Source organism: Acinetobacter sp. S-1 (assembly GCF_059579785.1).
On the sequence record NZ_CM184207.1, the window covers coordinates 2,811,801 to 2,837,881 of the forward strand.

Consider the following 26,081-nt stretch of genomic DNA (forward strand, 5'->3'; position numbering starts at 1 on the left):
AATAATATATAGATGTGATCGGTTGAGGTTATAAAACCTCAGTCACTTTATTCTGGTCACAATTCGACGGAACCGAAATGTCTTTTGAAACAGCTAACTGTTTTTTCACTAATTGAGGGTCAAAATCATCTTGCTTTAACGCTTTGGCTAAACCAAACATATAGAGCAAAATAATGACTGAAAATGGTAAACCACATAACACCACAGCACTTTGCATGGAGTTAAAACTACCGGCTAAAAGCAAGCCAATACTTACAATGGTAATTACCACAGACCAAAAAACGCGTAACCAGATCGGTGAATCACTATCATTGGTGCCCCCTTTTGAGGACAAATTAGCGATCATTAGTGTACCAGAGCCAACTGGTGTCAAAAATAAAACGAAACAAATTACAACAACAATGCCAGCAACATACGGATTAAACGGCAGATATTCGAGTAACTTAAATAAAGATAATGCCGGATCAGTTAAAACCATATCACCCAAAACTTTTTGTTTCTGGTTCAAGATAAAGTAAATGGCAGTATTTCCAAAAACTGAGATCCAAGCCAGTGTAAAACCTAGAGGAATCAGGCATACACCTAATACAACCTCACGAATCGTACGTCCTTTTGAAATGCGCGCAATAAACATGCCGACAAAAGGCGCCCAAGCAATCCACCAAGCCCAATAAAATACGGTCCACGAACCTAGCCAGCCACTGGCTTTTTGATTGTACAAATACATATCAAAACTTTTACCAATAAAATTATTGAGATAATCACCCGTATTTTGTACCAGACCATTTAATAAATGGTTTGTCGGACCCGTTAAAAATACAAATAAAAGTAAGGCATATAGCAGACGTAAATTAATACGCGACAACCACGCCAAACCTTTTTCAATACCCACCACTGTCGTAATCGTGGCAACGAACATCATGATGAGCACGGCAGTAATTAAAGTCGCAGAGTTATCCGGAATTTGCGGAAGTAAATAACAAATGCCCGATACAAGCACTAACGCTCCGATTCCCAAGTTGGTAACCAAGGAAATAACTGTCGCTAAAATTCCAAAACCATCGACAAAATCACCCACCAAGCCATGCACTCGCTCTCCAAAAATTGGGTAAAGCGCTGAACGCAGTGCTAATGGCAAGTTTTGTCTAAAAGCAAAGTAGCCTAAAGTAACTCCGAGCAATGCATAGAGCACCCAGCCATGAATCCCCCAATGCAAAAAGCTATAAGTCATCGCATTACGGGCTGCCTGAATCGTTCCTGCCTCACCTTCTGGCGGTCTTAAAAAATGGTCAACCGGTTCGGCCACACCATAATAAAGTAGCGCAATACCAATCCCTGCCGAGAACAACATTGAAGTCCAAGCCAAATAACTAAACTCAGGTTTGTCGTCATCTTTTCCCAAAGGAATCTGCCCTACTTTCGAAAAAGCGAGCCAACCAACAAAACCCAAACACAGCACAATAACCAGCATGTAATACCACCCAAAAAAGTGATTTACCTGCTCTTGTACATAGGTCAGCCAAAACTGACTTTTTTCTGGAAACAGCACAAAAAGTAGGCCAAAAATACCGATACTGATTGCTGAACTCCAAAATACGAAATGATTTAACCGAATATGGTCTGAAGAATATCCATCACTTTTCAACACCATCTTATTGCTCCTTGCAATCGGTGTATTTTTCTCAAAATAACGTGATAAGTAATGTACTTATGCGCATCATCCTATCCTTAAGAACCTTTGATTTCACCTCTTTATTTTTAGAAGCTTGTTCAAAAATTCATTGATTTTTACATATCATACTTGTTATTGATTGAACGTTCAATCAATAACAAGTATGATAAAAAAGTGCTATGATGCTCTGCAAGTTAACATGTTGAATTTTAAGCACCCATAAAAGTGCTGATGTGGACAACCATGACAAAACGCAGAGTAAAACCAGAACATGTGCGACGTGAAGAAATCATGAACGCTGCACTCGACGTAATTTATGAAGTGGGGTTATCCAATACCACCATTGCTCAAATTGCAAAAAAAGCCGAGCTGTCGACCGGCATTGTCAGCCATTATTTTGGCGACAAACAAGGGTTGATAAATACCTGTATGCAAGAAATGTTAAATGTTCTGCGTCGTAAAACCGAACAGTACAGAGCAGAAGCAGATTCGCATCCAGAGAGCCAAATTAAGGCCATTATCGACTCGAACTTTGACATTAGTCAGGTCAATGAAAAAGCAATGCGGGTCTGGTTGGACTTTTGGTCAGCAAGTATGCATGTACCAGACTTAAGCCGCTTACAAAAGATTAATGATCAACGCCTGTACTCCAACTTGAAATTTTATTTTCTTAAGTTAATGGATGAACAACAGGCCAGTGTTGCCGCTAGAGGTTTGGCAGCATTGATTGATGGATTATGGTTACGAGGCAGTTTAAGCCGTCATAACGAATTTGACAGCAACCTTGCTCGTTCCATTGCTTACGATTATGTACAAACGCAATTGCAATTTGCGAACAAGCCTTTGCAGGAGAGACAAAATGAGTGATGTACAAGTTCATCAATTGTATATCCATGGACGCTACGTTAAAGCAACCAGTGGTAAAACATTTAATAGTATTAACCCTGCCAACGGCGAGACAATCGCGACTCTTCAGCAAGCTTCTGAACAAGATATTGAAGCTGCTGTACAAAGTGCCCAACAAGGACAAAAAATCTGGGCTGCCATGACTGCCATGGAACGTTCACGTATTTTACGTCGTGCTGTCGACATTCTTCGTGAACGTAATGATGAGCTTGCCCGTCTTGAAACACTCGACACAGGTAAAGCTTTTAGCGAAACATCTACAGTCGATATTGTGACTGGCGCAGATGTACTCGAATACTACGCAGGACTTGCAACAGCCATTCAAGGTGAACAAGTTCCACTTCGCGAATCAAGTTTCTTTTATACACGCCGTGAACCGTTAGGTGTAGTTGCTGGTATTGGTGCCTGGAACTATCCAATTCAAATTGCTTTATGGAAATCTGCCCCTGCCCTTGCTGCGGGTAATGCCATGATTTTCAAACCAAGTGAAACCACTCCACTCACTGCATTTAAACTTGCAGAGATCTATACAGAAGCAGGCTTACCAGACGGCGTATTTAACGTTGTACAAGGTGCTGGCCGTGAAATTGGTCAGTGGCTCACTGAACATCCTGTGATTGAAAAAATCTCATTCACTGGCGGTGTGGAAACTGGCAAAAAAGTTATGGCAAGCGCTGCTGGCTCTACGCTAAAAGAAGTGACTATGGAACTTGGTGGTAAATCTCCACTCATTATTTGTGAAGATGCCGACCTTAATCGTGCCGCAGATATTGCAGTCATGGCGAACTTCTTTAGCTCAGGTCAGGTATGTACCAACGGTACACGCGTATTTGTTCCAAAATCACTTTTAGCCGACTTTGGAAAAGCCGTTGTAGAGCGTGTAAAACGTATTCGCATTGGCGACCCAATGGCTGAAGACACAAACTTCGGTCCGCTCACTAGCTTCCCTCATATGGAAAAAGTGTTGTCCTTCATTGAGTCAGGCAAACAACAAGGCGCTAAAGTGTTAATTGGCGGTGGCCGCGCAACTGAGGGCGAACTTGCCAAAGGCGCTTATGTACTACCGACAGTATTTAGCGACTGCACTGACCAGATGGTGATTGTTCAAGAAGAAATTTTTGGACCTGTCATGAGCATCTTAAGCTATGAAACCGAAGAAGAAGTCATCCGTCGTGCTAACGACACCACCTTTGGTTTAGCTGCTGGCGTTGTTACTCAAGACATCAGCCGTGCTCATCGCATTATTCACCAAATTGAAGCTGGTATTTGCTGGATTAACACTTGGGGCGAATCGCCTGCCGAGATGCCAGTCGGTGGCTATAAACAATCTGGTGTGGGCCGCGAAAATGGCTTGACCACGCTTGGGCACTATACCCGTATCAAATCTATTCAAGTTGAACTTGGCGATTATCAAAGCATTTTTTAATGCCTCCATCGCTTTAAACACTTCAACCTAAATCACATATGCCGAGCAGTCTTTATAGATTGCTCAGGCAAACTGTTAGTAAAAAAAGGATAGTTATGAATATTAAAGAATATGATTACATTATTATTGGCGCAGGATCTGCCGGAAATGTACTCGCTGCGCGTCTTACTGAAGACAAAGATACCACCGTTTTATTATTAGAAGCGGGTGGACCAGATTATCGCTTGGATTTTCGTACACAAATGCCGGCAGCTTTGGCCTACCCTCTTCAAGGCCGTCGCTATAACTGGGCTTATTTAACCGACCCAGAACCACACATGAATAACCGTCGTATGGAATGTGGTCGTGGTAAAGGTTTAGGTGGTTCATCTTTAATTAATGGCATGTGCTATATCCGCGGTAACGCAATGGATTTAGAGCAATGGTCAACTCATAAAGGCCTTGAAAACTGGTCTTATGCCGACTGTTTGCCATACTACAAAAAAGCAGAAACCCGTGACATTGGTGAAAATGACTACCATGGCGGCAATGGTCCTGTGTCCGTTGCTACCCCTAAAAATGGCAACAATGTGTTGTTCCATGCCATGGTTGAAGCTGGTGTACAAGCAGGTTATCCGCGTACTGATGACTTAAACGGTTACCAACAAGAAGGCTTTGGTCCAATGGACCGCACGGTTACACCTAAAGGTCGTCGCTCAAGCACTGCGCGTGGTTATTTGGATATGGCAAAAGGTCGTCCAAACCTGACTATTTTGACCCATGCTACAACCAATAAAATCTTGTTTAATCAAAAGCAAGCGATTGGTGTTGAATACATTATTGGTGCTGACCAAAACAACTTGCAACGTGCATTGGTTAAACGCGAAGTCTTACTATGCGCAGGCGCAATTGCGTCACCACAAATTTTACAGCGTTCAGGTGTGGGTCAAAGTACCTTCTTAAAATCAATGGACATTGATGTGGTTCATGATTTGCCAGGTGTAGGTGAAAACCTGCAAGACCATCTAGAAATGTACTTACAATATAAATGTAAGCAACCTGTTTCTTTATACCCTGCCTTGAAATGGTATAACCAACCTGCAATTGGTGCCGAGTGGTTATTTAACGGTACAGGTATTGGTGCAAGTAACCAGTTTGAAGCAGGCGGATTTATCCGTAGTTCGGATGAGTTTACATGGCCAAATATCCAGTATCATTTCTTGCCAGTTGCCATTAACTACAACGGTAGTAATGCAGTGAAAGAACATGGTTTCCAAGCACACGTAGGTTCAATGCGTTCGCCTTCACGCGGCCGTATCAAACTTAAATCGAAGGATCCGTTTGAGCATCCAAGTATCTTGTTTAACTACATGTCGACTGAGCAAGACTGGCGCGAGTTCCGCGATGCAATTCGTATTACTCGTGAAATCATGCAGCAACCTGCGCTTGATCCATATCGTGGTGATGAAATTAGCCCGGGTAAACATTTGCAAACTGATGCAGAGCTTGATGACTTTGTTCGTAACCATGCAGAAACAGCTTACCATCCATCTTGTAGCTGCAAGATGGGTGAAGATGAAATGGCTGTTGTAGATGGTCAAGGTCGTGTACACGGTATGAAGGGTTTACGTGTAGTTGATGCCTCTATCATGCCACTCATTATTACCGGTAACTTAAACGCAACTACCATTATGATTGCCGAGAAAATTGCAGACCAAATTCGTGGACGCGAAGCGTTACCACGTTCAACTGCACCGTTCTATGTAGCATCATAAAATCTGAAAGGGCATATTTCTTATGCAGAGATATGCCCTTAATTTAATCTTTATAGAACCAATATTAATAAGAACAATGTATGACAGAAAATAAGCACTTACGAGCAGCTTATTTACATAAATATGGTATGAAATAAAAATTAATCGATTTTTATAGGCAAATATTCTTCAAATGATTTAACTTTAATCAAATTAAAATTATTAATTTAATTTCAAATGTTTAAATAAAAACAATGAGCTTAAATTATCTTTTTAAAGCTCAGTTTGGTTAAATATAAATCATATTTATGATTTTGATGAACCCCATTTATTATAAAAATTGTCTTGTCAATGCAAAATTAGTCTAAAATATAGAGTGTTTGCGATAATCCCAAGTAATTTTTATTTTTTTCGAAGTTCTCTAATTTTGAGAATTTACTTTCGCATTTATATCCGTTTTGTCTGGATACGCTGTCTAGGTTTCCTCACACCTTAAGTGACTCAAATAACTTATTTTAAGGTCCCCCTTACATGAAAAAGTTTTTGAAATACCTTCTGGTATTAATCATTCTTATTCTAATTGCAGGTATTGCATTCTTGTTTAGACCAACAACGTCAAAACAAGTTGAAACTGCAAAAGATGAGCCAGTTGTTGATGCTGTTCTTGTTGGCGGCGGCATCATGAGTGCCACTCTCGGTACTTATTTCACTGAGCTTGAACCAAACTGGCAAATTCGTATGTTTGAGCGTCTTGACCAAGTTGCTCAAGAAAGTTCAAACGGCTTTAACAATGCCGGAACAGGCCACTCTGGCTTTATGGAAATGAACTATACCGAAGAGAAAAACGGTAAGATGGAAATTGCCAAAGCTGAAAAAGTTGCTTCTCAATTTGAAGTTGCTAAACAGTTCTGGTCATATCAGGTAAAACAAGGCGTTTTAGCTGAACCAAAATCATTCATTAATCCAGTTCCACACATTGCTTTCGTTTGGGGCGATAACGTTCAATTCTTAGAAAAACGTTATGCTGCCATGATCCAAAGCCCGTTGTTCAAAGGCATGAAATTTACTGAAGACCCAGCTGTAATTAAACAATGGGCACCTTTAGTGATGAATGACCGAGACCCTAGTCAAAAAGTTGCAGCGACTCGTATGGATGTTGGCTCTGACGTGAACTATGGTTCAATCACTAAACAATTAGTGGGTCATTTAAATCAAAATCCTAATTTCAAATTACAGACATCAACTGAAGTGACTGGCATCAGCCAAAATGATGACAAAACTTGGACTGTGTCTTTCAAAAATTTGAAAACTGGTAAAGTAGATCACGTTAAAACACGTTTTGTATTTATCGGTGCAGGTGGTGCAGCAGTTAAATTATTGCAACTTACTGGTTTACCAGAGGCGAAACAATATGCTGGCTTCCCTGTGGGTGGTGAGTTCTTAATTACTGACAATCCAAAAATTACTGCTGAACACACAGCGAAAGTATATGGCCGTGCTGAACTTGGTGCGCCTCCAATGTCTGTACCACATATTGATACACGTTATATCGACGGTAAAAAATATGTATTGTTTGGCCCATTTGCAACGTATTCAAACAAGTTCCTGAAAAATGGTTCTCAGCTTGATTTACTGGCATCAACCAACAAAAACAACGTTTTACCAATGACCACTGTTGGCTTGGAAAACCTTGATCTTGTTAAATACTTGGTTAGCCAAGTCATGATGTCAGATGAAGACCGTCTAAATGAACTTCGTAAGTACTACCCAGATGCTAAAGCTGAAGACTGGCGTTTAAGCCAAGGTGGTCAACGTGTTCAGATCATCAAGAAAGAACCGGGTAAACCTGCAACACTTCAATTCGGTACAGAAATCTTTGCATCTAAAGATGGTGCTGTAACTGCATTGTTAGGTGCGTCTCCGGGTGCTTCGACTTCTCCATACATCATGCTTAACTTGCTTGAAAAAGCTTTCCCTGAGCAAACTGAAGGTAAGTGGAATCAGAAGCTTCATGAAATTGTGGTTTCTTATAAACAAGACTTAAGCAAAGATCCTGTGTTACTCGACAAAGTTCGTCAATACACAAGTTCTACGCTTGGCTTGAACTATACATCTCCGTTCAAAGCTGCAAACGATGAAACTGCTGCTGCCCCAGTTGCAAAAGCAAACTAAGTTTGACGATGTATAAGTAAAATTCCAAAAGGATGAATTTCGATTCGTCCTTTTGTTTTTTAAGACCTCAGTTGAGATATTTAGATTCACTATGAAGCCTTTAAAATCATCACCTCGCCTCTTGTCATTTGGTTTTAAGCTCGTGCTTGTTTTGCTACTGGCTTATCTTTTGGTAAGCGGGTTTTATATGTGGATGATTGGCGGTACAGCAATTTACGTCAGCTCAGCCCTGTTACTTGCCATAACGGCTTATGCATTTAAGCTCGGTAAATATCAAAAGCTATGTTCTGTTTTAAATGTGCTGATGAGTGCAGTGGCTTTATATTTTAGTACTGCTCATTTATTTTTCTCCCCTGTTCAATTCTTTATATTTTTACCTGCCTTATTTTTTGTACTGTTAGCTTTTGCTCGCCTAGAAAAAGTTCGTCGCTTATCTAAAGTTTTAATATTCATCAGTTTATTAATTTGGTCAGGCATACACTTTATGCAGCTTGAACAGCTTAAAGCGTATTATAAAACGCAGCACACTGGCGAAAGTTGGCAACAATATGGCGCGTTATAAGATTATTTTTTAGTCTACATTTTCAAATAAATACCTTATCTTTTTCACATGAAGTTCATCAATAAAACTGAACATGATCTACAGAAATCCTTTTAAGAAAAAATATTCATAACAATCTAATTTATTTAGAAATATATCGAGCATATTCGCGATTGAACACAATCCATCTACACGCTAGATTAGCTGAATTATTTTTCTCCCTTTACGTTGTAATTTATGAAAATTTTAGATGGCGGTTTAGGCCGTGAATTGGCCCGTCGTGGCGCTCCATTTCGTCAACCTGAGTGGTCTGCACTTGCACTCATTGAAGCACCTGAAACAGTAAAAGAAGTACATCTCGATTTTATTAATGCTGGCTCAGAAGTCATTACGACTAACAACTACGCTGTTGTGCCTTTTCATATTGGACAAGAACGGTTTGAAACTGACGGCGTGCGTTTAATTAAAGTTGCTATTGAACAAGCAAAAAATGCAGTTAAAGAAAGCGGCAAAAATGTCAAAATTGCAGGCTGCTTACCACCGTTATTTGGTTCTTACCGTGCTGACCTGTTCCAACCAGAACAAGCTAAAAGCCTTGCTGAGCCGATCATTAACACATTGGCACCAGAAGTAGATTTCTGGTTAGCAGAAACTCAATCGTGCTTAAAAGAAGTCGAAACAGTTCATGCGCTATTACCACAAGATGGTAAGGACTATTGGGTGTCATTTACGCTGCAAGATGAGATTAAACAAGAACAAGCACTCCTTCGTTCTGGTGAAAATATGCAGCAAGTGGCTGAGTTCATCAAACAATCAAATGCCAAAGCAGTGTTGTTTAACTGCTGCCAACCTGAAGTGATCTTGCAAGCAATTAATGAAATTAAAGGACTTATTCCAGAGTCTGTGCAGATTGGTGCTTATGCCAATGCTTTCCCACCACAAGATGAAAGCGCTACTGCCAACGATGGTCTGGATGAAATTCGTAAAGACTTAGATGCTCCAGCTTATCTAGGTTTTGCCAAGCAATGGCAACAAGCAGGTGCAAGTTTAGTGGGCGGTTGCTGCGGTATTGGACCAGAACACATTGCTGAACTTTCAAAATTTTTTAAAGAATAAATACCATGTCTGCTGCCAAAATCGGATTATTGTCTCTTACAGCGCTGGTCTTTAGTTCTATGGTGGGGTCAGGCGTTTTTAGCCTTCCCCAAAATATGGCTCAAGTCGCCAACGGCTCTGCCTTTCTAGTCGCATGGCTCATTACTGGGGTCGGTATTATTTTCTTGGCCCTCTCGTTGTTGCATTTAACGCGTCAACGACCAGACCTTGACGGCGGTATTTATAACTATGCACGCGAAGGCTTTGGAGACCTGATCGGGTTTTGCTCGGCGTGGGGCTATTGGTTGTGTACTACCATTGGTATTGTCGGTTATGTGGTGATTGCCTTTTCAGGCGTCGGCATGTTTACCGACAGCAAAGACCATATTATTTTTGGTGAAGGTAATACGCTCTATTCACTGATTGGCTCAAGCATTTTTGTGTGGATGGTGCACTGGTTAGTGAGTCGAGGTATTAAAGAAGCTGCGATTGTGAATTTACTGGCAACCATTGCCAAAATTATTCCAATGGTGGTTTTTATCTTCTTTACCTTCATCGCTTTTAAGTTTGATCTATTCAAACTCAACTTAAATGACTTCTCTTTAAAAGTTCCACTTTGGCAGCAAGTGAAAGACCTGATGTTGATTACCCTTTGGGTATTTACCGGTATTGAAGGTGCTGTTGTTTTATCATCGCGTGCAAAAAAACGTCATGATATTGGTAAAGCAACTATTTTAGGTGTTTTGCTGGCATTAAGTTTTTATGTCATGGTGACAGTATTGGCTTATGGTGTGGCGAGTCGTGAAGCGCTTGCAGGCATGCATAACCCATCAATGGCGACTATTTTACAGCAACTGATCGGCTTGCCGGGTACCATCATTATTACCATTGGACTCATTATTTCGGTTGCATCCTCTTATTTAAGTTGGACTTTATTTGCCACTGAAATTCCATTTTTGGCTGCAAAAAATGGTGCTTTCCCGAAATTATTTTTAAAGAATAATCAGAATAATGTACCAATCTCATCACTTTGGCTGACGACGCTTGTGGTACAAGGCTCACTCATTGCCGTGTATTTTTTCAATAAAAACTACACTCAGCTTTTATTGATTTCATCGGTCATGATTTTGCTGCCTTATTTTCTGGTGTCAGCTTTTTACCTTAAAGAATCCATTCGTCATAAACGCACGCCTCATATTGCGATTGCAAGCGTCGCTTCAATCTATGCGCTTTGGTTACTCTATGCCGCAGGACTAGACTTACTACTCTTGTCTGGTGTGTTGTATTTGGTCGGCTTGATTATTTTTTCAATCAGCTACTTTGAGCATAAAAAATCGCTCAAACAAAATCAGCTAAATTAATTATTTCAACCACTGTTGACCCAGTTCAGCAGTGGTTTTCTAAGAATAAAACTCTCTATTTTGAAGACTGCGACTGCTTTAAATGCAATCGTAAAATACGGCGTAATTCTAAAATTGCCTCAGGGCTAGTTTGAATCGAATGGCCACCTTTAATGATCAACTCCGACTGCTCCCCACCCAAATGCGAACTTTGATACGGCACAATTCCATCACTGCTTTTTAACTTATCTGGCGTGCCATGAATATTGCCCATAATCGAGTGATAAACCACTTGGGATGATGGTTGAATAGCTTGAGTCAACTGCATAAAGTTGGAAGAACGGCTTAAATTACTTGCCCCATTTTCAATTAATCCTTTTCTGAGTTTTGTATTTTTCTCATCTCTCATTTCAACTGCAATAAAAAAATCAGCTGGCAAACGAATGATACGGCGGGCAATTTGGGTAAACCATCGGTCAGCGTAGTCTGTACCATGATGCGGTGCCGAAACAAAAACAACTCGATTAAAATATGGCAAAGCCTTGAACTGAAAACGCTCACGAATGACTGGATTTTCTTTTAAACGATTTAGCTGAGCTTCATTCATTTTTTGCATGGCTTGCTCTGAAACATCGGCATTGCTCACCAGTAAACGGCTAATCACGCCGCCCATACTGTGCCCAACTAACACCGCATCATGTGCAGCGTAACTGTCTTTGGCAATGTTTTGAAAAGCCTGATTCAACAATGAATATATCTGAAAACGACTTTCAAAAATTGGCATGTTGGTTGAATAAAACACCTGCCAAACCTGATAGTTTTTCCTTAATTCGGCATCGCCCATAATGTCATTGGTTAGGCTCACCCACGCCTCTGGGCTACTTGCTAAACCATGAACAAACACAATAATTTTCTTATTCGGGTTAAAAGGTTCCAGCATATATAAATGCGGCATGATTAAATTGGCTTCTTTATTAATTAAAGACCAATAACCTGCCGCACCTAAATTATATTTCGATAGCCACAGCCCATAAGGTGCCGAATAGTTTGCAGTCAGTGGATAGTCCACACCTTCAATTTTTACACGGTCTTGTCGATATGGATCGAACATCGCAATTTCTAACTCTGCCCCAGCAATCACCTGATCGGCTGTGGCTTTTTGTTTTGGGTATGCAATAGCAGTGGCTGGAAAGAAGCGTGGTAAATGAATATTAGGGTTGGCTTGGTGAGCATAAAAATTATCGGGGTCTAAAATGAAGCCGTGATTCACATCATTTTCTTTACGCCCAACAATAAACTCTGCCCCCAAACCATCCTTACGGTTGACGGTATTAAAACCGGAAAAGTTCATGTTATAGCTGGAGCGAAAAGTATCGACTTCAATTTTTTGTACATCTAACGCGTGGTCAAAATTGACATGGTACTCATGCCCATCTGCTTTCAGCAATGGCGGAAAACGATGCGTATTTAAATGATTAAAATACGTGGTCATAAGCTTTGACAAGGCCACGTTATAAAAAATACGTACCTGATTTTGGCGATGGTCAAATACCCGATCAAACGGTGACTCTTCAGAATCAAATAAATAGACATAACTATAGCGCAAGCTTTTATCGAACAGCGCTAACTCTTGCTCAACGCAACTGTTACTTTTATTAATGACGTTACACTGGCTACTACGCCCGACATCTAAAGCTTTTGCCAAGTAAATTTCACTCAACGCGGCATAGCGTTCTTCTCGGCTACTATTTTCGGACAGGCTCTGAATTTTCTTTAAACAATCATCAAAATTTTGTAGGCAAGTTTTTTCATCTTCTTTGACCAAATACAGTAAGTTTTGGGTTTGATGACTTAAGGTGCCATCGGTCAGAATACTTTCATTCTTACTTTTTAAAGCATTGCTTAAATTACTTTCTTTTAAATGAATGACCTGACAGCCACTGAGCAAAGCCATTATTGTTATGATTGAATAATGGTAAGACTTTGTCATTCTGCCTTCCTTAATCGAATGTATTCCCCATCTGGTCATTATGCCTGTAAAGCACTGAACGAACAATTTCGAGTCCGCTTCCGTTTTCCTTTATTACGAAAAAAAGCCTGAACTCATTTTAATTCAGGCTAATTTGTTATTTTTTCAAATCAAGCTTGGTTGAACTTTTGCTGTGAAGCTAAATATGAAAAATACAAAATTGGTAAGATAAACGGCGCTACACTCCAGAAATCAAAATAGACATAGAGGATCGCTCCTAAGAAAGCACCAATCACAAAACCAATTACAATACTGGCACTTTTTAGAAAACTGGCCCGATTGGCTGCGTTATTGTTTTTAAGTAAGTTGGCAATATCAATTCCGAGCTGGGTAGTGTTGCCTGTCATCATGGTGCTTGGGCTAATATTTTTAATAAGGGTTTTGCTTGAAGTATTACGAATAGCCAAAGCAATTAAACCTAGCCCACCCGTTACTGCAACTGTTAATGCATCCGGATCTTTAAATGGCTCGAAGTAAAGCCCTGCCACCATAAAGGCACATAGAAAAATAGCTTCAAATAAAAATAAATAAGACAGCGTCTTGTGCTTGACCTGACTGCGGTCAATCAACAGTTTGGTAATGACAACAGTCAAAATAAATAGTGGGATTGCTGCGAGCTTAATCCATAAACCCGAGCCACCTTTAACCCATGCTGCCCCTGCCAACACTAAGTTTCCCGTCACATGCGCGGTGAAAAAACCAAACAATGCAATAAAACCAATAGTATCAATTGCCCCACCCACCATAGTGAGTAAAACAGGATCGCGACATATTGCCCAGGTACTTTCTGTGTCTTTTTTAATTGGGGTATCTGTCATAAAAAATATCCTGTTAAATTAAAACTTTAAAGTAAGCAAGTTGTATATAAATGATTTAAAAATGAATAATACTAAAGCGTTTATGAAAGCAAAAAATCATGTAAAAAAATAGGGTGCGTAATGTCGTAACACTGTCTTTAAAATGGCAACAATCAAAATTGACTATTTTTAAAACACTAAACTGTTCTCCTCCTTAAATCAATTTGACCTCCAAAACTGTTCTAACTATGATGAAGCCGCTAGTTGACATCAACTGGTTTTGGACCTGAAAAAGTTATGCCAAAATATGGATAATCAATAACAACAATCACGAGTAGATATATGTCACTTTATAATTTTTCAGTTTTTTTAGGGGGATTATTATTTGTATCTGTTGCCTTCGCGGGTCAAAAAAACAGTCCTCATCGTGATTTCTATCTAAAATGTATTGCGGCTGGTCATAGCCGTGCAAGCTGTACATGCATTTATCATCGTTTAGAACGCCAATACTCCCCTAAGCTCATGCATAAACTTGGAAGTTTGAGTTTACAAAGTCCTGAAATACCGCGTGATTTTGTAAAATCCATGATGCGTACCATGCAAAAATGCCAGTCATAATTTTATTTTTTAAGCAACATCCACGCCAATACCCCAGCCATACATAAAATTGCCGGATAGACAAACCACGGATGCGGAATGGTCCAAATCATCAGTCCCGCAGCCAGACTCATACTCAACGTCGAGATGTATTTTGCCTTTTTGGGAATACGCCGATGTTCTTGCCACTCATGAATGAGTGGGCCGACATAGCGATGATTTCGAAACCATTGATGAAGTTTTTCAGAACCACGAGCAGCAAAGAAAACCGCCAAAATTATAAAGTCGACGGTGGGTAAACCCGGAATGAAAATACCCAATATACCAAGTGCAATACACAGCCAAGCCAAACCAATAAACACCCAACGCGCCCACATAGAACGGGCAAGCTTACTGACTGGTTGAGCAGGCGCTAACGACTGCTCATGTTTTACGATTACATTTACTTGATTGAGTTTGTCCATATCGGGTATTCCCTTTATCCACTTTTACTATTTCAATTCATCAAGCTGATCAAGCGCTTGACCAAAATATCCAAAGGCATCTAAAGCTCCTTGAACGACTCGGTCTTGCTGGGTTTGGTCAAAGCCTGCTTCATCCAGTGCTTGTACAAAACGTTTCCAGACTTTCGCGCGCCCTTCGGGATATGCCGCTAAATTACGTGCAGCAAACGTTTCAGAAAAACCCAAATGCTTTTGAGCTTCTTTAAATAAAAATGCGGCCCCTAAAGTTGAACCTTCAGACACATAAATCCAGCCTAAAGCTTCGGGTAGCTGTACGTTTTCACTCTGTAATTGCTGCCCGTTGGGTTGAATACCTAAATCATTTAAATCGGCAAGTGCTTGTTTTGAGCGGCCACGAATGTCTAAGTCCGGAATCAGTCCAGCTACACCCTCTTTTTCAAAAAGATGTTCAATTTCACGCTGAAAGTAATATTGAGACAAAGTAAATTGCGCGTATTTTTCTTTACTTGAAAACACCTTTGCCTCTGACATTAATTGATGCATACGTTCGTGTTCAGCAGCAGTTTCTTGTTTCAAACGTAAAGACAAACTGTTGCTAATGATTTGTTCTGTAGATGAATTCATCATCTTTCTCCTGCAAAATAGATATTACTCATCGGTTAGCGGCCCCGATTGAGTTTGAGTTGGACTGGAAAATCCACAACAATGGCCACGGCTCGACCGTTAATTTTGTGGGGTTTAAATCTAGATTTACGTACAGCTTGTATGACCCGTTCATCAAGGCTTTGAATGCCCGAACTTTGACGTAATTGAATGTTGATTGGCTGCCCTTTTTCATTAATCCGAATACGAAGCTCAACCAAACGATTTTGTTGTTTTAACTCACGGTCATCATAGTCAAGCCCACCAAAACTCAGCACATCCACGCTACTCACCTGAACAACGTCATCGTGTTCAACTTGAGTGCTAGGGGCTTTGGAATATTCTTGCTGCATTGCGGGTGTTTTGACCCCACCACTTTTAGTTTCACTATTGGCGTTTTGTGTCAACTGCTCAGTTTGCGTTTGTTCAAGGTCTGTCGAACTCAGTTTTTTATCGGTATGAGTCACCAGCCTTTCTGTACGCTGCGCTGGTTGGAGTGAAGTTGAATTATTTAAAGTCGTTTTTGATTGTACTTGCTGTTTGTCATTTAAATTATTTTGCACAGCCTCTTTAGAAGCAGTTTTTGACGCTAATGTTTGAACATTTGTAGGCGAGTTTTTTGGCTGATCGGGCGCATGAGATACCGAACTGTTTAAAGTAGATTGAGGCGTTACACTGTTTTTAGGTTGGCTTTCAGTCTTTTCAGCCGACGGCTTTTTAGCGGGTGCCAATGACACAAAACTTACTTTTAAGGCATCTACTTTGGGTGTTGCTTTAAAAGTATAAGGTTCAATTAAATGACTCAGCATCCAGACAGCGAACACATGCAGTCCAATCACCACCACTACGGTTAAACACTTATAAAAGTGCTTCGACGCTTGTGGTAAAGGCAACATAACCATCGGCTTATGTGTAGGGAATAAAGATTTTGATTTCATGACTTATTCCCTAAAAACGATACTCAAGCTTGAGACTAATGTTGTGTTTATCATAGGAATACAGCCAATCAACATTGCTTTTATTATGGTTATAGCGATAGGTTAAATTAGGCGTCATGCCATAAAACTCAAAGCGAGGCATTTGCACAACAAAGGTATAGTTCTGTTCGAAATCATGACGACGAGCTAAGTAACTTACAGCGTATTTATCAAACTGACGCCAACGGTAAGAACTCAATAACGTAGTGTTAAAACCAGTACTCCAATTTTTGGTTACACCTAACCGCGCACCTTGCTGTTCATAGGCAGCTACATATTTTTCTTTTGCAGAATGGTCGAGCACATCTAGACCACCAAAAACAGTCCACTGGTCTGGAAAAATCTTCCAGAAAGTGGCAAAAGCTGAATTTTCTATACCATCAAAGTTTTTATATTTCTGATAATTAAAATCTTTTCTTTCAGCTTCAAGCTTAAAGGCTTTATCTGCCGAGATAAAATGCATCCATTCGGCACGCGCGCCCCACGCATTATAAAGACCATCATTGCCATAACGTTTATGTTCAAAAAGCGGACTCACCCCAATTTGATTTTTTAAGTCAAAGTAGCTGTAGCCTGCATTAATGTTAATGGTAGATTCATTAAATGCCGCGTGGTCGTTATAGGACTGTCCAAACGCCAGCGCACGTAAAGCCACGCCATGATGCCCCTTAATCGCATAGCGTTTAATCAGACTGGCTTCGTAATCTAACCCCGTTGCCGACTCAGCTTTTTGCTTTTTACTAGTAACTTCCTGCCCCCCAGTAACATTACCGTCCTCATCTGTCTGATAAAACATCCAAGTTTTAGTCTGTTTAGATGCACTATTTAAATTACTAACATAGGTGTAACCCGCTGAAACCGAGCCTTGCCAAGAGTCTCGTTTTTTTAATGCCTGAACAAAAGTATTTACTGTGGTTAAAACACCAGACGGGATTACCGCAGGATCACTTTGTTTCAGTTTGTCTTGAATGGAAATAAAAAGGCGTGCTGCTTCCTTATTTTTCTGTTGTTCAAACAGCACGCGCGCTAACTCAAGTTCACAAATTAAATTATGAGGTTGTTGTTTTAGGCTGCTTTGAAATTTTTGTTCAGCCAATTTCAGTTGCCCCTGAGAACGTGCAACTGCCCCTTCGGCAAAGTCGGTTAAAGCCCGATCGTAGCCAACATATTTCTTATAATGTTCTAAATAAACCGTGGCTTTGAGCCACTGTTTTTGCATGACTGCCAAATATAACGCCTTGGCAAGATCATTCGGGTTTTGCTCAACACTATATTCTTGTCCATTAATTTGAAGTTTAGGTAATTGCTCGGTACTACGAATGGTTCCCTGCTCATGAAACTGGCGCTGTTCTTGTAAAAGTGTTTGGTCCAAGCTTTGATTGAGACGAAGCTGTGTGTCTTCGTCGGCATATAAAAATGGACAACTCAACAATGTCAGACAGCACAAAAGCGTTCGTTTCATAAAACAATAAACCTGAAGCAACCAAGCAAAAGCCCAAAAAATAAAAGGAACCTACGTATGTAGATTCCTTTTGCATTCATTAATTTTTAGCACCGCCAAAAGCAGTGTTGTAAGACACGTTATCAAACTGGGCAATACCCGCTAAAGCCGAAGCATTTGCACCAAAGAATTGACCTTGCACCACACCAGAGTTGTCGACACCAGCCGTACCGTTAGCCGTTGCCAAACCTGCAAACGCAGCAGTACCCGGGTTAAATGCCACACCATCTAGGCTTAATGATGAAACAGCCGTACCTGTTCCGGTAAGCGTTCCTTCAAGTGTACCCGCGCCATAATTTGCCGTGAACGTACCACTTAACAGATTGCTTCCAGAACCATTAATCCCTGCAACGGTATATGTTGCAGTACCCGCGGTTGGAACAGTGGTATTGGTGTTATCACCCGCGTAGTAAACGGTATGGCTCGCGCTTGCCGGTGTGTCGCCCGCTTTCCACCATTCACCAAAATAGACTTCCTGTGTACCCACCTGACCAAAGTTAAAATTACCTAACGCACTGTGTGAAGGTGGCATTGCAGACACTGGAATATGCGAAATATTAAAGGTTTTGCTGCCAACCGTTACATTGGTATTACTCGTTCCCTGCGCAGCAAAAGCCTGAGCCAAACCTTTTAACGAACTAAAACCTGTAAAAGCGTTATATGGTGCACCGGCAGCTTGAACCGACACCGCTGCTACACCACCCGGATGGTTTGCATTGGCAGCAGCACCGATTTTGATGTTACTTTCATTACTCGAAATACCATCAATTCCTGCATAAGCAAATGCAGTTGAACAAGCAACGAGACCCAAGAACAATTGAGAGATTTTCATTTGTTGTTACTCCATCTTTTTTAAAACTAAGTTATTGTTTAATTTAAAATAACGATTTCGCTATTTTTAGTTTATTGAGTAGGCCCAGCTGCAAACCTACTCGATCTTTTTGTAAATAATAATCATTCAACCTTATTATTTACCGTTACCTGACTCCCCTTTTATGTATGTGTAGAGGGAATCAAATTCTGTTTAAAATTTAGTGGTCCAGCTAATTTTCATCGTTCGGCCGGGTGCGGCCATGGCACTACGAGTTAAAGGATCGATATAAAACTGGTTAGAAAGATTACTGCCGACAAATTCAACCGTGTTGTAGTTATCCACCTGATAACGCGCATAGGCATCAAAAATCCACGTGTCATCCCAAGCCAAAGGCACATTGAGGTAATAACCTTTATTGACGCTAGCATCATTGTTTTTGCGTAGTGGGCTTTCATAAGCTTTATAAAATGTTGCACGTGCACCGAGTTCTAACTTTTCATCAAAAAAGCGTGCGCCAAGCAAACCGTGGAAACTCAGTTCAGGAGTGGCCATAGTCACCAAGTAGCCATTTGGGAAACCGTCATCGACGCAGCGCTGATACGGTTCGCGGAACTCAAGGCCCTGCTCTGTTTGAACCGTACCGCCTAAAATCATTTTGTTAATGGCACTATTGGTGTCACACACTTCATTTTTTAAGTTATAAGCCACGCTCAAGTCTGTGAAGAAACCACCATTATCAAAACGGCTTTGTAACTCTAGACCTGATAATTTTTGCTCATCCATATTGGTAAAAATAAGGTTCTGGTCACGCTCAATCACATTTTTGGTTTTGTTGTAGTAATAGGCGAGCTTAATGTCAGCATTGCGCGCTGTGCTGAACCAATCACGCATGTCATAGACATAACCCACTTCGTAGTTAAAAGCGTGTTCAGGTTTGATTGTTTGATATGGCAACATGGCAGAAAAACCGACAGTGCTTTCAAACAAACTTGGTAAGCGATATTCCTCTGCATAGCGTGCGTAAATTCTGCTGTTTGGCGTAAGGTGAATTGAGGTGCCTAATTGCGGTGCCCAGCCACTATCTTTAACTTTGTCGGTAGACTCAACCGGAACTTGGTCTACCACCGACATAAAGTTACCGCCAGTTACGACGTACTTTTGGCCAGAGGCATTGAGCTGCTTTAAAGGGTTATCGGCAAGCGACAATTGCCCATTTGCATCTGCTTTCCAGCTCAGCGTATTTTTCTGTGACCAGATCATGTTATACAACGTGCTCTCTGATGCAGGCACAGTGTCGAGCTGCCCATCCCAATCAGGATTTTTTGTGGCATAGCGCTGTTTTAAAACATTGATTAACCGCTGCTGAGTCGAGGTGTAACTCTCAGGCATGGTCTGATATTCAAAGGTATATTCTTTGAGCCTACTTTTTTTGGTAAACAGCGGATTTAAACTCGGGTCAATTTCGCTCTGCAAAGACTTATTTAAAAAGTCATCAACAGCCCAATACGAACGATAACGCATGCCCGCATCAAAACTTAACCAAGACACGGGTCGATAATTAAAATTAAAGTCGAACGTTTTTTCCTCACGGCGCCCTGCTCGTGGCAGCGCCTGATAGAGCGAATAACTAGGGCCAAATTCGCCATATATATCGTCAGACGTCAGCTTTTCTTTTAAGAAACTTCCACCGAGCGTCAAATCAAGCTGGTCTAACAAACGGGTTTTATTGCTGACCGTAATGCCTTTACGCGTATTGTCAGAATGGCTTATCGCCGTGTTAATAATGGTGTTATCTCGAAAATCGATTGTGGTTGGCCACCCACCACGTGTATAGGTCTGGCTTTCAGTGTCGGTTTGCCAGATGTTGGCATAGAAATCAATCCAGCGATTATTCTCAGGCTTAAACTTATATTCGAGACTATAGGCTTTAGAATGAATATTGCTTAAAGGCCACTGCGGAACCCCCAAGTCAGGCGTAATGCCCCACACAATCCGAGATGGCATAATTTCACCAAAAATATTTTTGGTATCTCGGTAAGTCAATTTAAGAGTCTGGTGATCGGTTGGGCGATAGGTCCCTTTTAACAACCACGACTCCATATGACTTGAAGTGTTAGGAACTTCATCGCCCGGTTGATAGGCATAGGCAAAGTAAGGAATAAAATCGAGGCTGCTGTCTGGCGTTGCTCGTTTATAGTAGCCCGCGCCATGTGTGCCAGAAAAATAGTTGCCGCGCTCACGTACTGCATAAACAGCCAATAAATCAAATTTATCTTGCTTGGTGGCAATTGCCAGTCGGCCCGCCAAGTCGTCGCCCGAAAAATGAGAGTTATCACTTCTGGTCCGATTCTTTTTATAAATATCGGGGTCATACTTTGACCCATTCATGTCGATCCAAGGCGTTGTGTCATCGTAGTTTTGGCTCACTTTACTCATATCTGGCAAAGATGGATCGATTGAGTTAGTTGAGCCTTCTACTTTTAACTCGGCACCAAAAGACTTACCCGGACGAACAATGTCATCGGCCTCTAGCGTTTTAACCACTACACCACCACCTACAGAAGTTGTGGTATTGCGCTCTAAAGATGGGCCTTTAATGACTTCAATGCCCGCAATGAGATTGGGGTCGATATAGTTTCTGTTATTTACCCCGTTGTAGCCACGCCATACGGCAATTGACTGTTCGGTGCCATCAATGGTTAAAGGCACACGACCAACACCCTGCACACCACGTACACTTGGGTCGAGTGCGCCACTGTTACGGGCATCACCGCTATAGACTCCCACCATACCTTGTAAAACATCGGCTGGGTTGGTTCCTTTAAAGCGTTCGACATAGTCTTTGCCCGCATAGACCGAAGAACGGTTTGCGTCATAAACTTTGTTATAGCCTTCTGTGTCACGGTCTTCTTTGCCGTACACCACAATTGGCGTAAGTCGTACCGACGCATCTTCTTCAATTACAGCACTACTTGGCGGCAGACTAGCGGCCTGGACCTTAGCGGGAGTGACTCGCGGCATAGATTTTTTGGTGAGTGTGTAGCCCTGCCCAACTTTTACAGCATTAAATTCGGTTGCTTTTAAAAGCTGCTCAAAACCTTGTTCGACTGCAAAGTTACCTTTTAAGCCTAGGCTATGTAGCCCTTGGAGTTGTTGGGCATCCATTGCAATTGAAGTGCCTGATTGTTCGGCAAACTGATTCAGTACGTTAGCAAGACGGCCGGCGGGAATGTTATAGCTTTTGACTCCGGCTGTTTCTGCATAGGCCTGCTGCATAGGAAGCACAACAAGCCCAGCCATCGACACAGCATGTATGGCAAACGCCAGTGTTGAGAATCGAAAAATCGATCGATTCCGCTTTTGCCCTGTTCCCGCTTTTTTCATTTGCCCCGCCCCAGTAAATCGTAATAAGAATCATTCAATAAAACTAATTAAAATGATCCATATTCATTGCTTCTACTTACTATGACGAACGACTCTCAAAAAAGTGGAACCTAAAATTGAAAATAAATTTAATTTTTTATTATTTTAAAGAAACCATGACCACAAACGGCGTGATTTGCTTAATTTTCAGATCTGGAAAAACCGTAGCCAAAAGCTTAAGCGACTCTGTGGTTTGGTCTAAAGGCAACACAGCATTGACCCGCACATGTTGCAGTGCCGCATCATTAAAAATAATTTTGCCTTTGTAGTTGCGGTCTAGCTCTTGTAGCACTTGATTCAGCGGCAGGTTTTCTACCATAAGCTGATGCTTTTGCCATTTTTGTTGTTCGTTATAAACATTCAGTGCAGGCAGTTTTTGTACACCATTCTTGTCCATTTTAATGGCTTGCCCTGCTTCAACAATGGCTTGTCGAGTCGCATGCAATTGGGTCGTTTTAACCTGTGTGGCCTCTACTTTTACCTTTGAGTGCAACATTTTGAGTTCAGTTGCCGAAGGATCATAACCGACACTAAAAGCTGTGCCGAGTGCCTGAATTTTCCCATGACTGGTTTTGACCAAAAACGGTCTAGTCTTATCTTTGGCAACATCAACATAAATTTGCCCCTGCACCAACTCAACCACTCGCTGGTTAGTTTTAAAATCAACATTAACTGCGCTTTTACCACGTAAAATTAAACGTGAACCATCTGGTAAGGTTTGCGTGGTCCACTGCCCCGATTGCCCTTGAATATCGGCAGTCACATAGGCCACTGTGGTGTCAGTTAAATAAAATAATGCCCCACTCATGGCAACAAATACGACTGCAAACGCTGTTCCTGCGCGCAAATGTTTATAGGCTTTGCCTGAGCTTAGGCCAGCTTTAAGGGCAACCTTGGTAACTTTTTTATGTCCGCTGGTTTGGGAAAGTTTTTGAATTGACCCAATGCACTGTTCAATATCGGCAGCCACTTGGCGATGTTGCTCACTGTTGTTTTTCCACTCTTCAAATTTTTGTTTGGCGGTTTTTCGTGAGCTTTCATCATCCGAGCTCAGTTGAACAATCCAATGTGCGGCTTCTTCAACCAGTTGGTGATGTTTGTTTTTATCCACGGCCATTTAAATGCAAGCGTCCATGTCTTGTCGGTTTTGGTAGCACTGAATTAAACAGCTCGCCAAATATTTTTGAATCATTTTGGTCGACACACTTAAACGCTCAGCAATTTCTTTATGGGTATAGCCTTCAAGGTAATGCAAAATAAAAGCTTGTTGTGCTTTTTCAGAAACCCCTTCGAGTGCTTTGCAAAGCTGGTTAATTGCTTGAATAATTTGCATTTGGTCTTCGGGTGAAGCCACTGCATCAAGCATATATTCCATTTGACTCAAGCCATCTAAATAGGCCTGTTCAATGCGTTTACGGCGCACTTGGTCAATCAGCAGGTTTTTAGCAATCGAGGTTAAATAAGCACGCGGTTCCTTAATGCCGAATAGCTCGTCTCGGGTTTGTAGCAGTTTAATAAATGTGTCCTGAACCAGATCTGCGGCCTGATCAGTATTACCTAATTTTTGTCTCAACCATTGGTGAAGCCAGCTTTGGTGACTTCTATATAACTGATCTACAAGCAAAGAAGTTTTGTTCACAGCAATTGGACTCAAAACAAGGAACCCACAAATGATAATAATTATCATTTAAACAAGTCAAGCAATAATTCAAGTAAAACTTAAATCACTGTTTAATAAATTGAATTAATTGCCCGCTCGCTTTGCTGCACTTTTCTTAAAGCAAATCGGCAAGATTTCTAATTTCTTCCATTACCGCCTTACACGCAGGTGTTAAATAGCCGTGCTTAGAAATAGACAAAGAAATATAACGCTTGAGCGCGGGATTAATAATTTTTGCGGCTTGAATTGAGGTGTATTGGCTGGCTTTTTTTAAAGCTTGCGGCCCCAGCATGGTATACATGCGAGACTCGGAAACTAAATGGGTTTGCAAACTAATCGAGTCAGCTTCAAACACAATATTTAGCTCTACCCCATTTTCATAAGCCATGTGGTCTAAAAAATTACGCCAGTTACTTGGCCTGCAAAACGTGACCAGTGGTAACTGACTTACTTCTTTAAAGTCGACTTCATTGGCCTGAGTGAGTGCATCTCCTTCACAGCCCACCAAGTAAGTATCGGCTTGGCTAAGATAAACATCGCCTTGTTTAGGTGTCGGGTTAAACCGATAGAGAATAGCTAAATCAACGCTGCCATCTTCCAGCCATTTTTCTAAATGCACGCCTTGACCTTCACGTACCGACAGTTTAATTAAGGGATATTTCTCTTGAAGCACTTTATACAGAGTCGATAACAATGGATGTGCTGTAGACGGCAAACTGGCAATACGAACCGTCCCGATCGGGGTATCGGTCGAGTGCAAAATTTCATTATTGAGTTGGTCGGTCACGTTTAGCCATGAACGAATTTTAGGAAGTAAATGCTGACCTAAATCGGTGAGTTCGACGCCGCGTCCGGTTCGGTTAAACAAACGACCACCACATTGCGCTTCAAGCTCGTTCATTTGCCGACTGATTTGCGGTTGGTTGGTGTTATGCAGCATCGCGACTTTGCTTAAGCTACCGAGTTCCACCGCGTCTAAAAATATTTTCCATAATTCATAATTCATCGATTCTTCCTAAATCGTAAATAGGCAGCATTTTGAGCCATACATTTTCAGTATAACTGAAATTCAAGAATTGGTAATTCCTACATAGCTCACCTATTTCTATACTCCATTCATGTTCTCTACAACACGATTTAAGTCAGATTAAGAACCAGAGAATATTTAATTACACTGTATAGGAAGTACGATTATGAGTTTAGATTTACGTGGATTAACCCCAGCACCTGTGACTCCTTTTACCCGTGACGGACAAGTAGACCATAATGCAATTCAACGTTTAGGTTCATGGTTAGGCAGTATTGATGGTGTGAAAGGCTTGGTTGTTCTTGGGCATGCAGGTGAAGGAACATTCTTGTCGCAAAAAGAACAAATGCAGGTCATCGAAAGCTTTGTTAAATCGGTAGATGACAAAATTCCGGTAATCGCAGGGATTACACTCGAAGGTACTTCGGTTGCAGCAGAAGAAGCAAAACGTGCGGTTAGCGCAGGTGCTTCGGCAGGTTTGATTTACCCTTCACATGGCTGGTTGCGTTTTGGCTATCAAAAAGGCGCGCCACAAGACCGCTATAAAGCGATTTATGAAGAAAGTGGTTTGCCATCTATTTTATTCCAATATCCAGATGCAACGAAGGCCACTTACGACCTAGACACTCTACTCGATATTTCTGCACAGCCAGGTGTTTTTGCCATGAAAAATGGTGTGCGTAACATGCGCCGTTGGGATGTTGAAATTCCAATTATTCGCCGTGAACGCCCAGACTTACAGGTGTTGACGTGCCACGATGAATATTTGCTTCACACCATGTTTGATGTAGACGGCGCATTGGTTGGCTACGGCAACATTGCCCCTGAACTTTTAATTGAAATGATTAAAGCAGGTAAAGCCAAAGATTATGCAAAAGCACGTGCGATTCACGACCAATTATTACCAGTGACTCGCAATGTTTATCACCGCGGATCACACATGGAAGGTACGGTCGCGCTTAAACATGCACTGGTTGCTCGCGGAATTTTGGACCATGCCACTGTGCGTTCGCCACTGCTTCCACTGGCAGATGGTGCTGAGCAAGAAATTCATGATGCGATGCGTCAAGCCGGAATTGGCAAGGTCGATTTAACCCAAGCCGTTGCTTAAATTCTATTCGGGCTAGCATGTACGCTAGCCTTTTTTTCCTGTACGCTGCCTGAGGCCAAACATCGGGCATGTCTCTTAAAAACAATAATAAAAAGCATGCAAACTGTGGTGAACAGGTAGTGCGAAATAGAACAAAAAAACTACGAGGAATGTA

21 protein-coding genes are annotated in these 26,081 nt (G+C 41.3%); 9 read left to right on the forward strand and 12 right to left on the reverse strand.

The features are described 5' to 3' along the window. Positions 1-28: 28 nt before the first annotated feature. Complete coding sequence (locus tag AC52J8_RS13390) at positions 29-1,651, reverse strand: BCCT family transporter (protein WP_086400186.1); 1,623 nt, start codon at positions 1,649-1,651, stop codon at positions 29-31. Positions 1,652-1,915: 264 nt separating this feature from the next. On the opposite strand from AC52J8_RS13390, the gene betI reads away from it, so the two are divergent. The 7 genes from betI (at position 1,916) to AC52J8_RS13425 (ending at position 10,906) form a co-directional block, all read left to right on the forward strand. After that, the gene (gene betI, locus AC52J8_RS13395) at positions 1,916-2,539 is read left to right on the forward strand and encodes a transcriptional regulator BetI (RefSeq protein ID WP_005070763.1); all 624 of its coding nucleotides are present in this window, start codon (positions 1,916-1,918) and stop codon (positions 2,537-2,539) included. Next, entirely contained in the window at positions 2,532-4,004 is a 1,473-nt protein-coding gene (betB, locus tag AC52J8_RS13400; protein ID WP_086400187.1) for a betaine-aldehyde dehydrogenase, read from the forward strand. The genes betI and betB overlap by 8 nt, the downstream gene beginning before the upstream one ends. 95 nt (positions 4,005-4,099) lie before the next feature. After that, positions 4,100-5,758: a choline dehydrogenase gene (gene betA, locus AC52J8_RS13405; RefSeq protein ID WP_002117700.1), complete on the forward strand. Its 1,659-nt coding sequence runs from the start codon at positions 4,100-4,102 to the stop codon at positions 5,756-5,758. Positions 5,759-6,268: 510 nt separating this feature from the next. Beyond that, complete coding sequence (mqo, locus tag AC52J8_RS13410; protein WP_032056881.1) at positions 6,269-7,909, forward strand: malate dehydrogenase (quinone); 1,641 nt, start codon at positions 6,269-6,271, stop codon at positions 7,907-7,909. 91 nt (positions 7,910-8,000) lie between these two features. Beyond that, complete coding sequence (locus tag AC52J8_RS13415; protein ID WP_208753192.1) at positions 8,001-8,471, forward strand: hypothetical protein; 471 nt, start codon at positions 8,001-8,003, stop codon at positions 8,469-8,471. 216 nt (positions 8,472-8,687) lie between these two features. Then, positions 8,688-9,566: a homocysteine S-methyltransferase family protein gene (locus tag AC52J8_RS13420; protein WP_130118744.1), complete on the forward strand. Its 879-nt coding sequence runs from the start codon at positions 8,688-8,690 to the stop codon at positions 9,564-9,566. Between the two features lie 5 nt (positions 9,567-9,571). After that, a complete protein-coding gene (locus AC52J8_RS13425) occupies positions 9,572-10,906 on the forward strand; it encodes a basic amino acid/polyamine antiporter (RefSeq protein WP_496538798.1) in 1,335 nt (444 codons plus the stop codon). A 55-nt stretch (positions 10,907-10,961) separates the two neighbouring features. Here AC52J8_RS13425 and AC52J8_RS13430 read toward each other — a convergent pair whose 3' ends face one another. Both AC52J8_RS13430 and AC52J8_RS13435 read right to left on the reverse strand, forming a co-directional pair. After that, positions 10,962-12,875, reverse strand: a complete 1,914-nt coding sequence (locus AC52J8_RS13430; RefSeq protein ID WP_064784306.1) for an alpha/beta hydrolase — start codon at positions 12,873-12,875, stop codon at positions 10,962-10,964. Positions 12,876-13,024: 149 nt separating this feature from the next. Next, positions 13,025-13,732 carry a YoaK family protein gene (locus AC52J8_RS13435; protein WP_014206013.1) on the reverse strand — a complete coding sequence of 236 codons (708 nt, stop codon included), beginning with the start codon at positions 13,730-13,732 and terminating at the stop codon, positions 13,025-13,027. Between the two features lie 321 nt (positions 13,733-14,053). On the opposite strand from AC52J8_RS13435, the gene AC52J8_RS13440 reads away from it, so the two are divergent. After that, positions 14,054-14,329 (forward strand): hypothetical protein, encoded by a 276-nt coding sequence (locus tag AC52J8_RS13440; protein ID WP_000061143.1) that lies wholly within the window; start codon positions 14,054-14,056, stop codon positions 14,327-14,329. A 2-nt stretch (positions 14,330-14,331) separates the two neighbouring features. Here AC52J8_RS13440 and AC52J8_RS13445 read toward each other — a convergent pair whose 3' ends face one another. The 9 genes from AC52J8_RS13445 to AC52J8_RS13485 form a co-directional block, all read right to left on the reverse strand. Continuing rightward, a complete protein-coding gene (locus AC52J8_RS13445) occupies positions 14,332-14,772 on the reverse strand; it encodes a YbaN family protein (RefSeq protein WP_496538799.1) in 441 nt (146 codons plus the stop codon). Positions 14,773-14,799: 27 nt separating this feature from the next. Next, positions 14,800-15,399 (reverse strand): biliverdin-producing heme oxygenase, encoded by a 600-nt coding sequence (locus tag AC52J8_RS13450; protein ID WP_002062720.1) that lies wholly within the window; start codon positions 15,397-15,399, stop codon positions 14,800-14,802. Between the two features lie 32 nt (positions 15,400-15,431). After that, on the reverse strand, positions 15,432-16,352 hold the full coding sequence (locus AC52J8_RS13455; RefSeq protein WP_208753189.1) for a TonB family protein: 921 nt from the start codon (positions 16,350-16,352) through the stop codon (positions 15,432-15,434). A 10-nt stretch (positions 16,353-16,362) separates the two neighbouring features. Then, entirely contained in the window at positions 16,363-17,853 is a 1,491-nt protein-coding gene (gene hsmA, locus AC52J8_RS13460; RefSeq protein WP_430516342.1) for a hemophilin secretion modulator, read from the reverse strand. Positions 17,854-17,932: 79 nt separating this feature from the next. Beyond that, positions 17,933-18,724 (reverse strand): Slam-dependent surface lipoprotein, encoded by a 792-nt coding sequence (locus tag AC52J8_RS13465; RefSeq protein ID WP_013198675.1) that lies wholly within the window; start codon positions 18,722-18,724, stop codon positions 17,933-17,935. Positions 18,725-18,916: 192 nt separating this feature from the next. Continuing rightward, a complete protein-coding gene (gene hphR, locus AC52J8_RS13470) occupies positions 18,917-22,090 on the reverse strand; it encodes a hemophilin receptor HphR (RefSeq protein ID WP_275548691.1) in 3,174 nt (1,057 codons plus the stop codon). A gap of 139 nt (positions 22,091-22,229) precedes the next feature. Then, positions 22,230-23,246: a FecR family protein gene (locus tag AC52J8_RS13475; protein ID WP_208753188.1), complete on the reverse strand. Its 1,017-nt coding sequence runs from the start codon at positions 23,244-23,246 to the stop codon at positions 22,230-22,232. Continuing rightward, complete coding sequence (locus AC52J8_RS13480) at positions 23,247-23,768, reverse strand: sigma-70 family RNA polymerase sigma factor (protein ID WP_080758527.1); 522 nt, start codon at positions 23,766-23,768, stop codon at positions 23,247-23,249. Positions 23,769-23,904: 136 nt separating this feature from the next. Next, positions 23,905-24,795: a LysR family transcriptional regulator gene (locus AC52J8_RS13485; protein ID WP_208753187.1), complete on the reverse strand. Its 891-nt coding sequence runs from the start codon at positions 24,793-24,795 to the stop codon at positions 23,905-23,907. 187 nt (positions 24,796-24,982) lie between these two features. Between AC52J8_RS13485 and AC52J8_RS13490 the strand changes: the two genes are divergently transcribed. Continuing rightward, positions 24,983-25,927, forward strand: a complete 945-nt coding sequence (locus AC52J8_RS13490; RefSeq protein WP_000050876.1) for a dihydrodipicolinate synthase family protein — start codon at positions 24,983-24,985, stop codon at positions 25,925-25,927. Positions 25,928-26,081 lie beyond the last annotated feature (154 nt).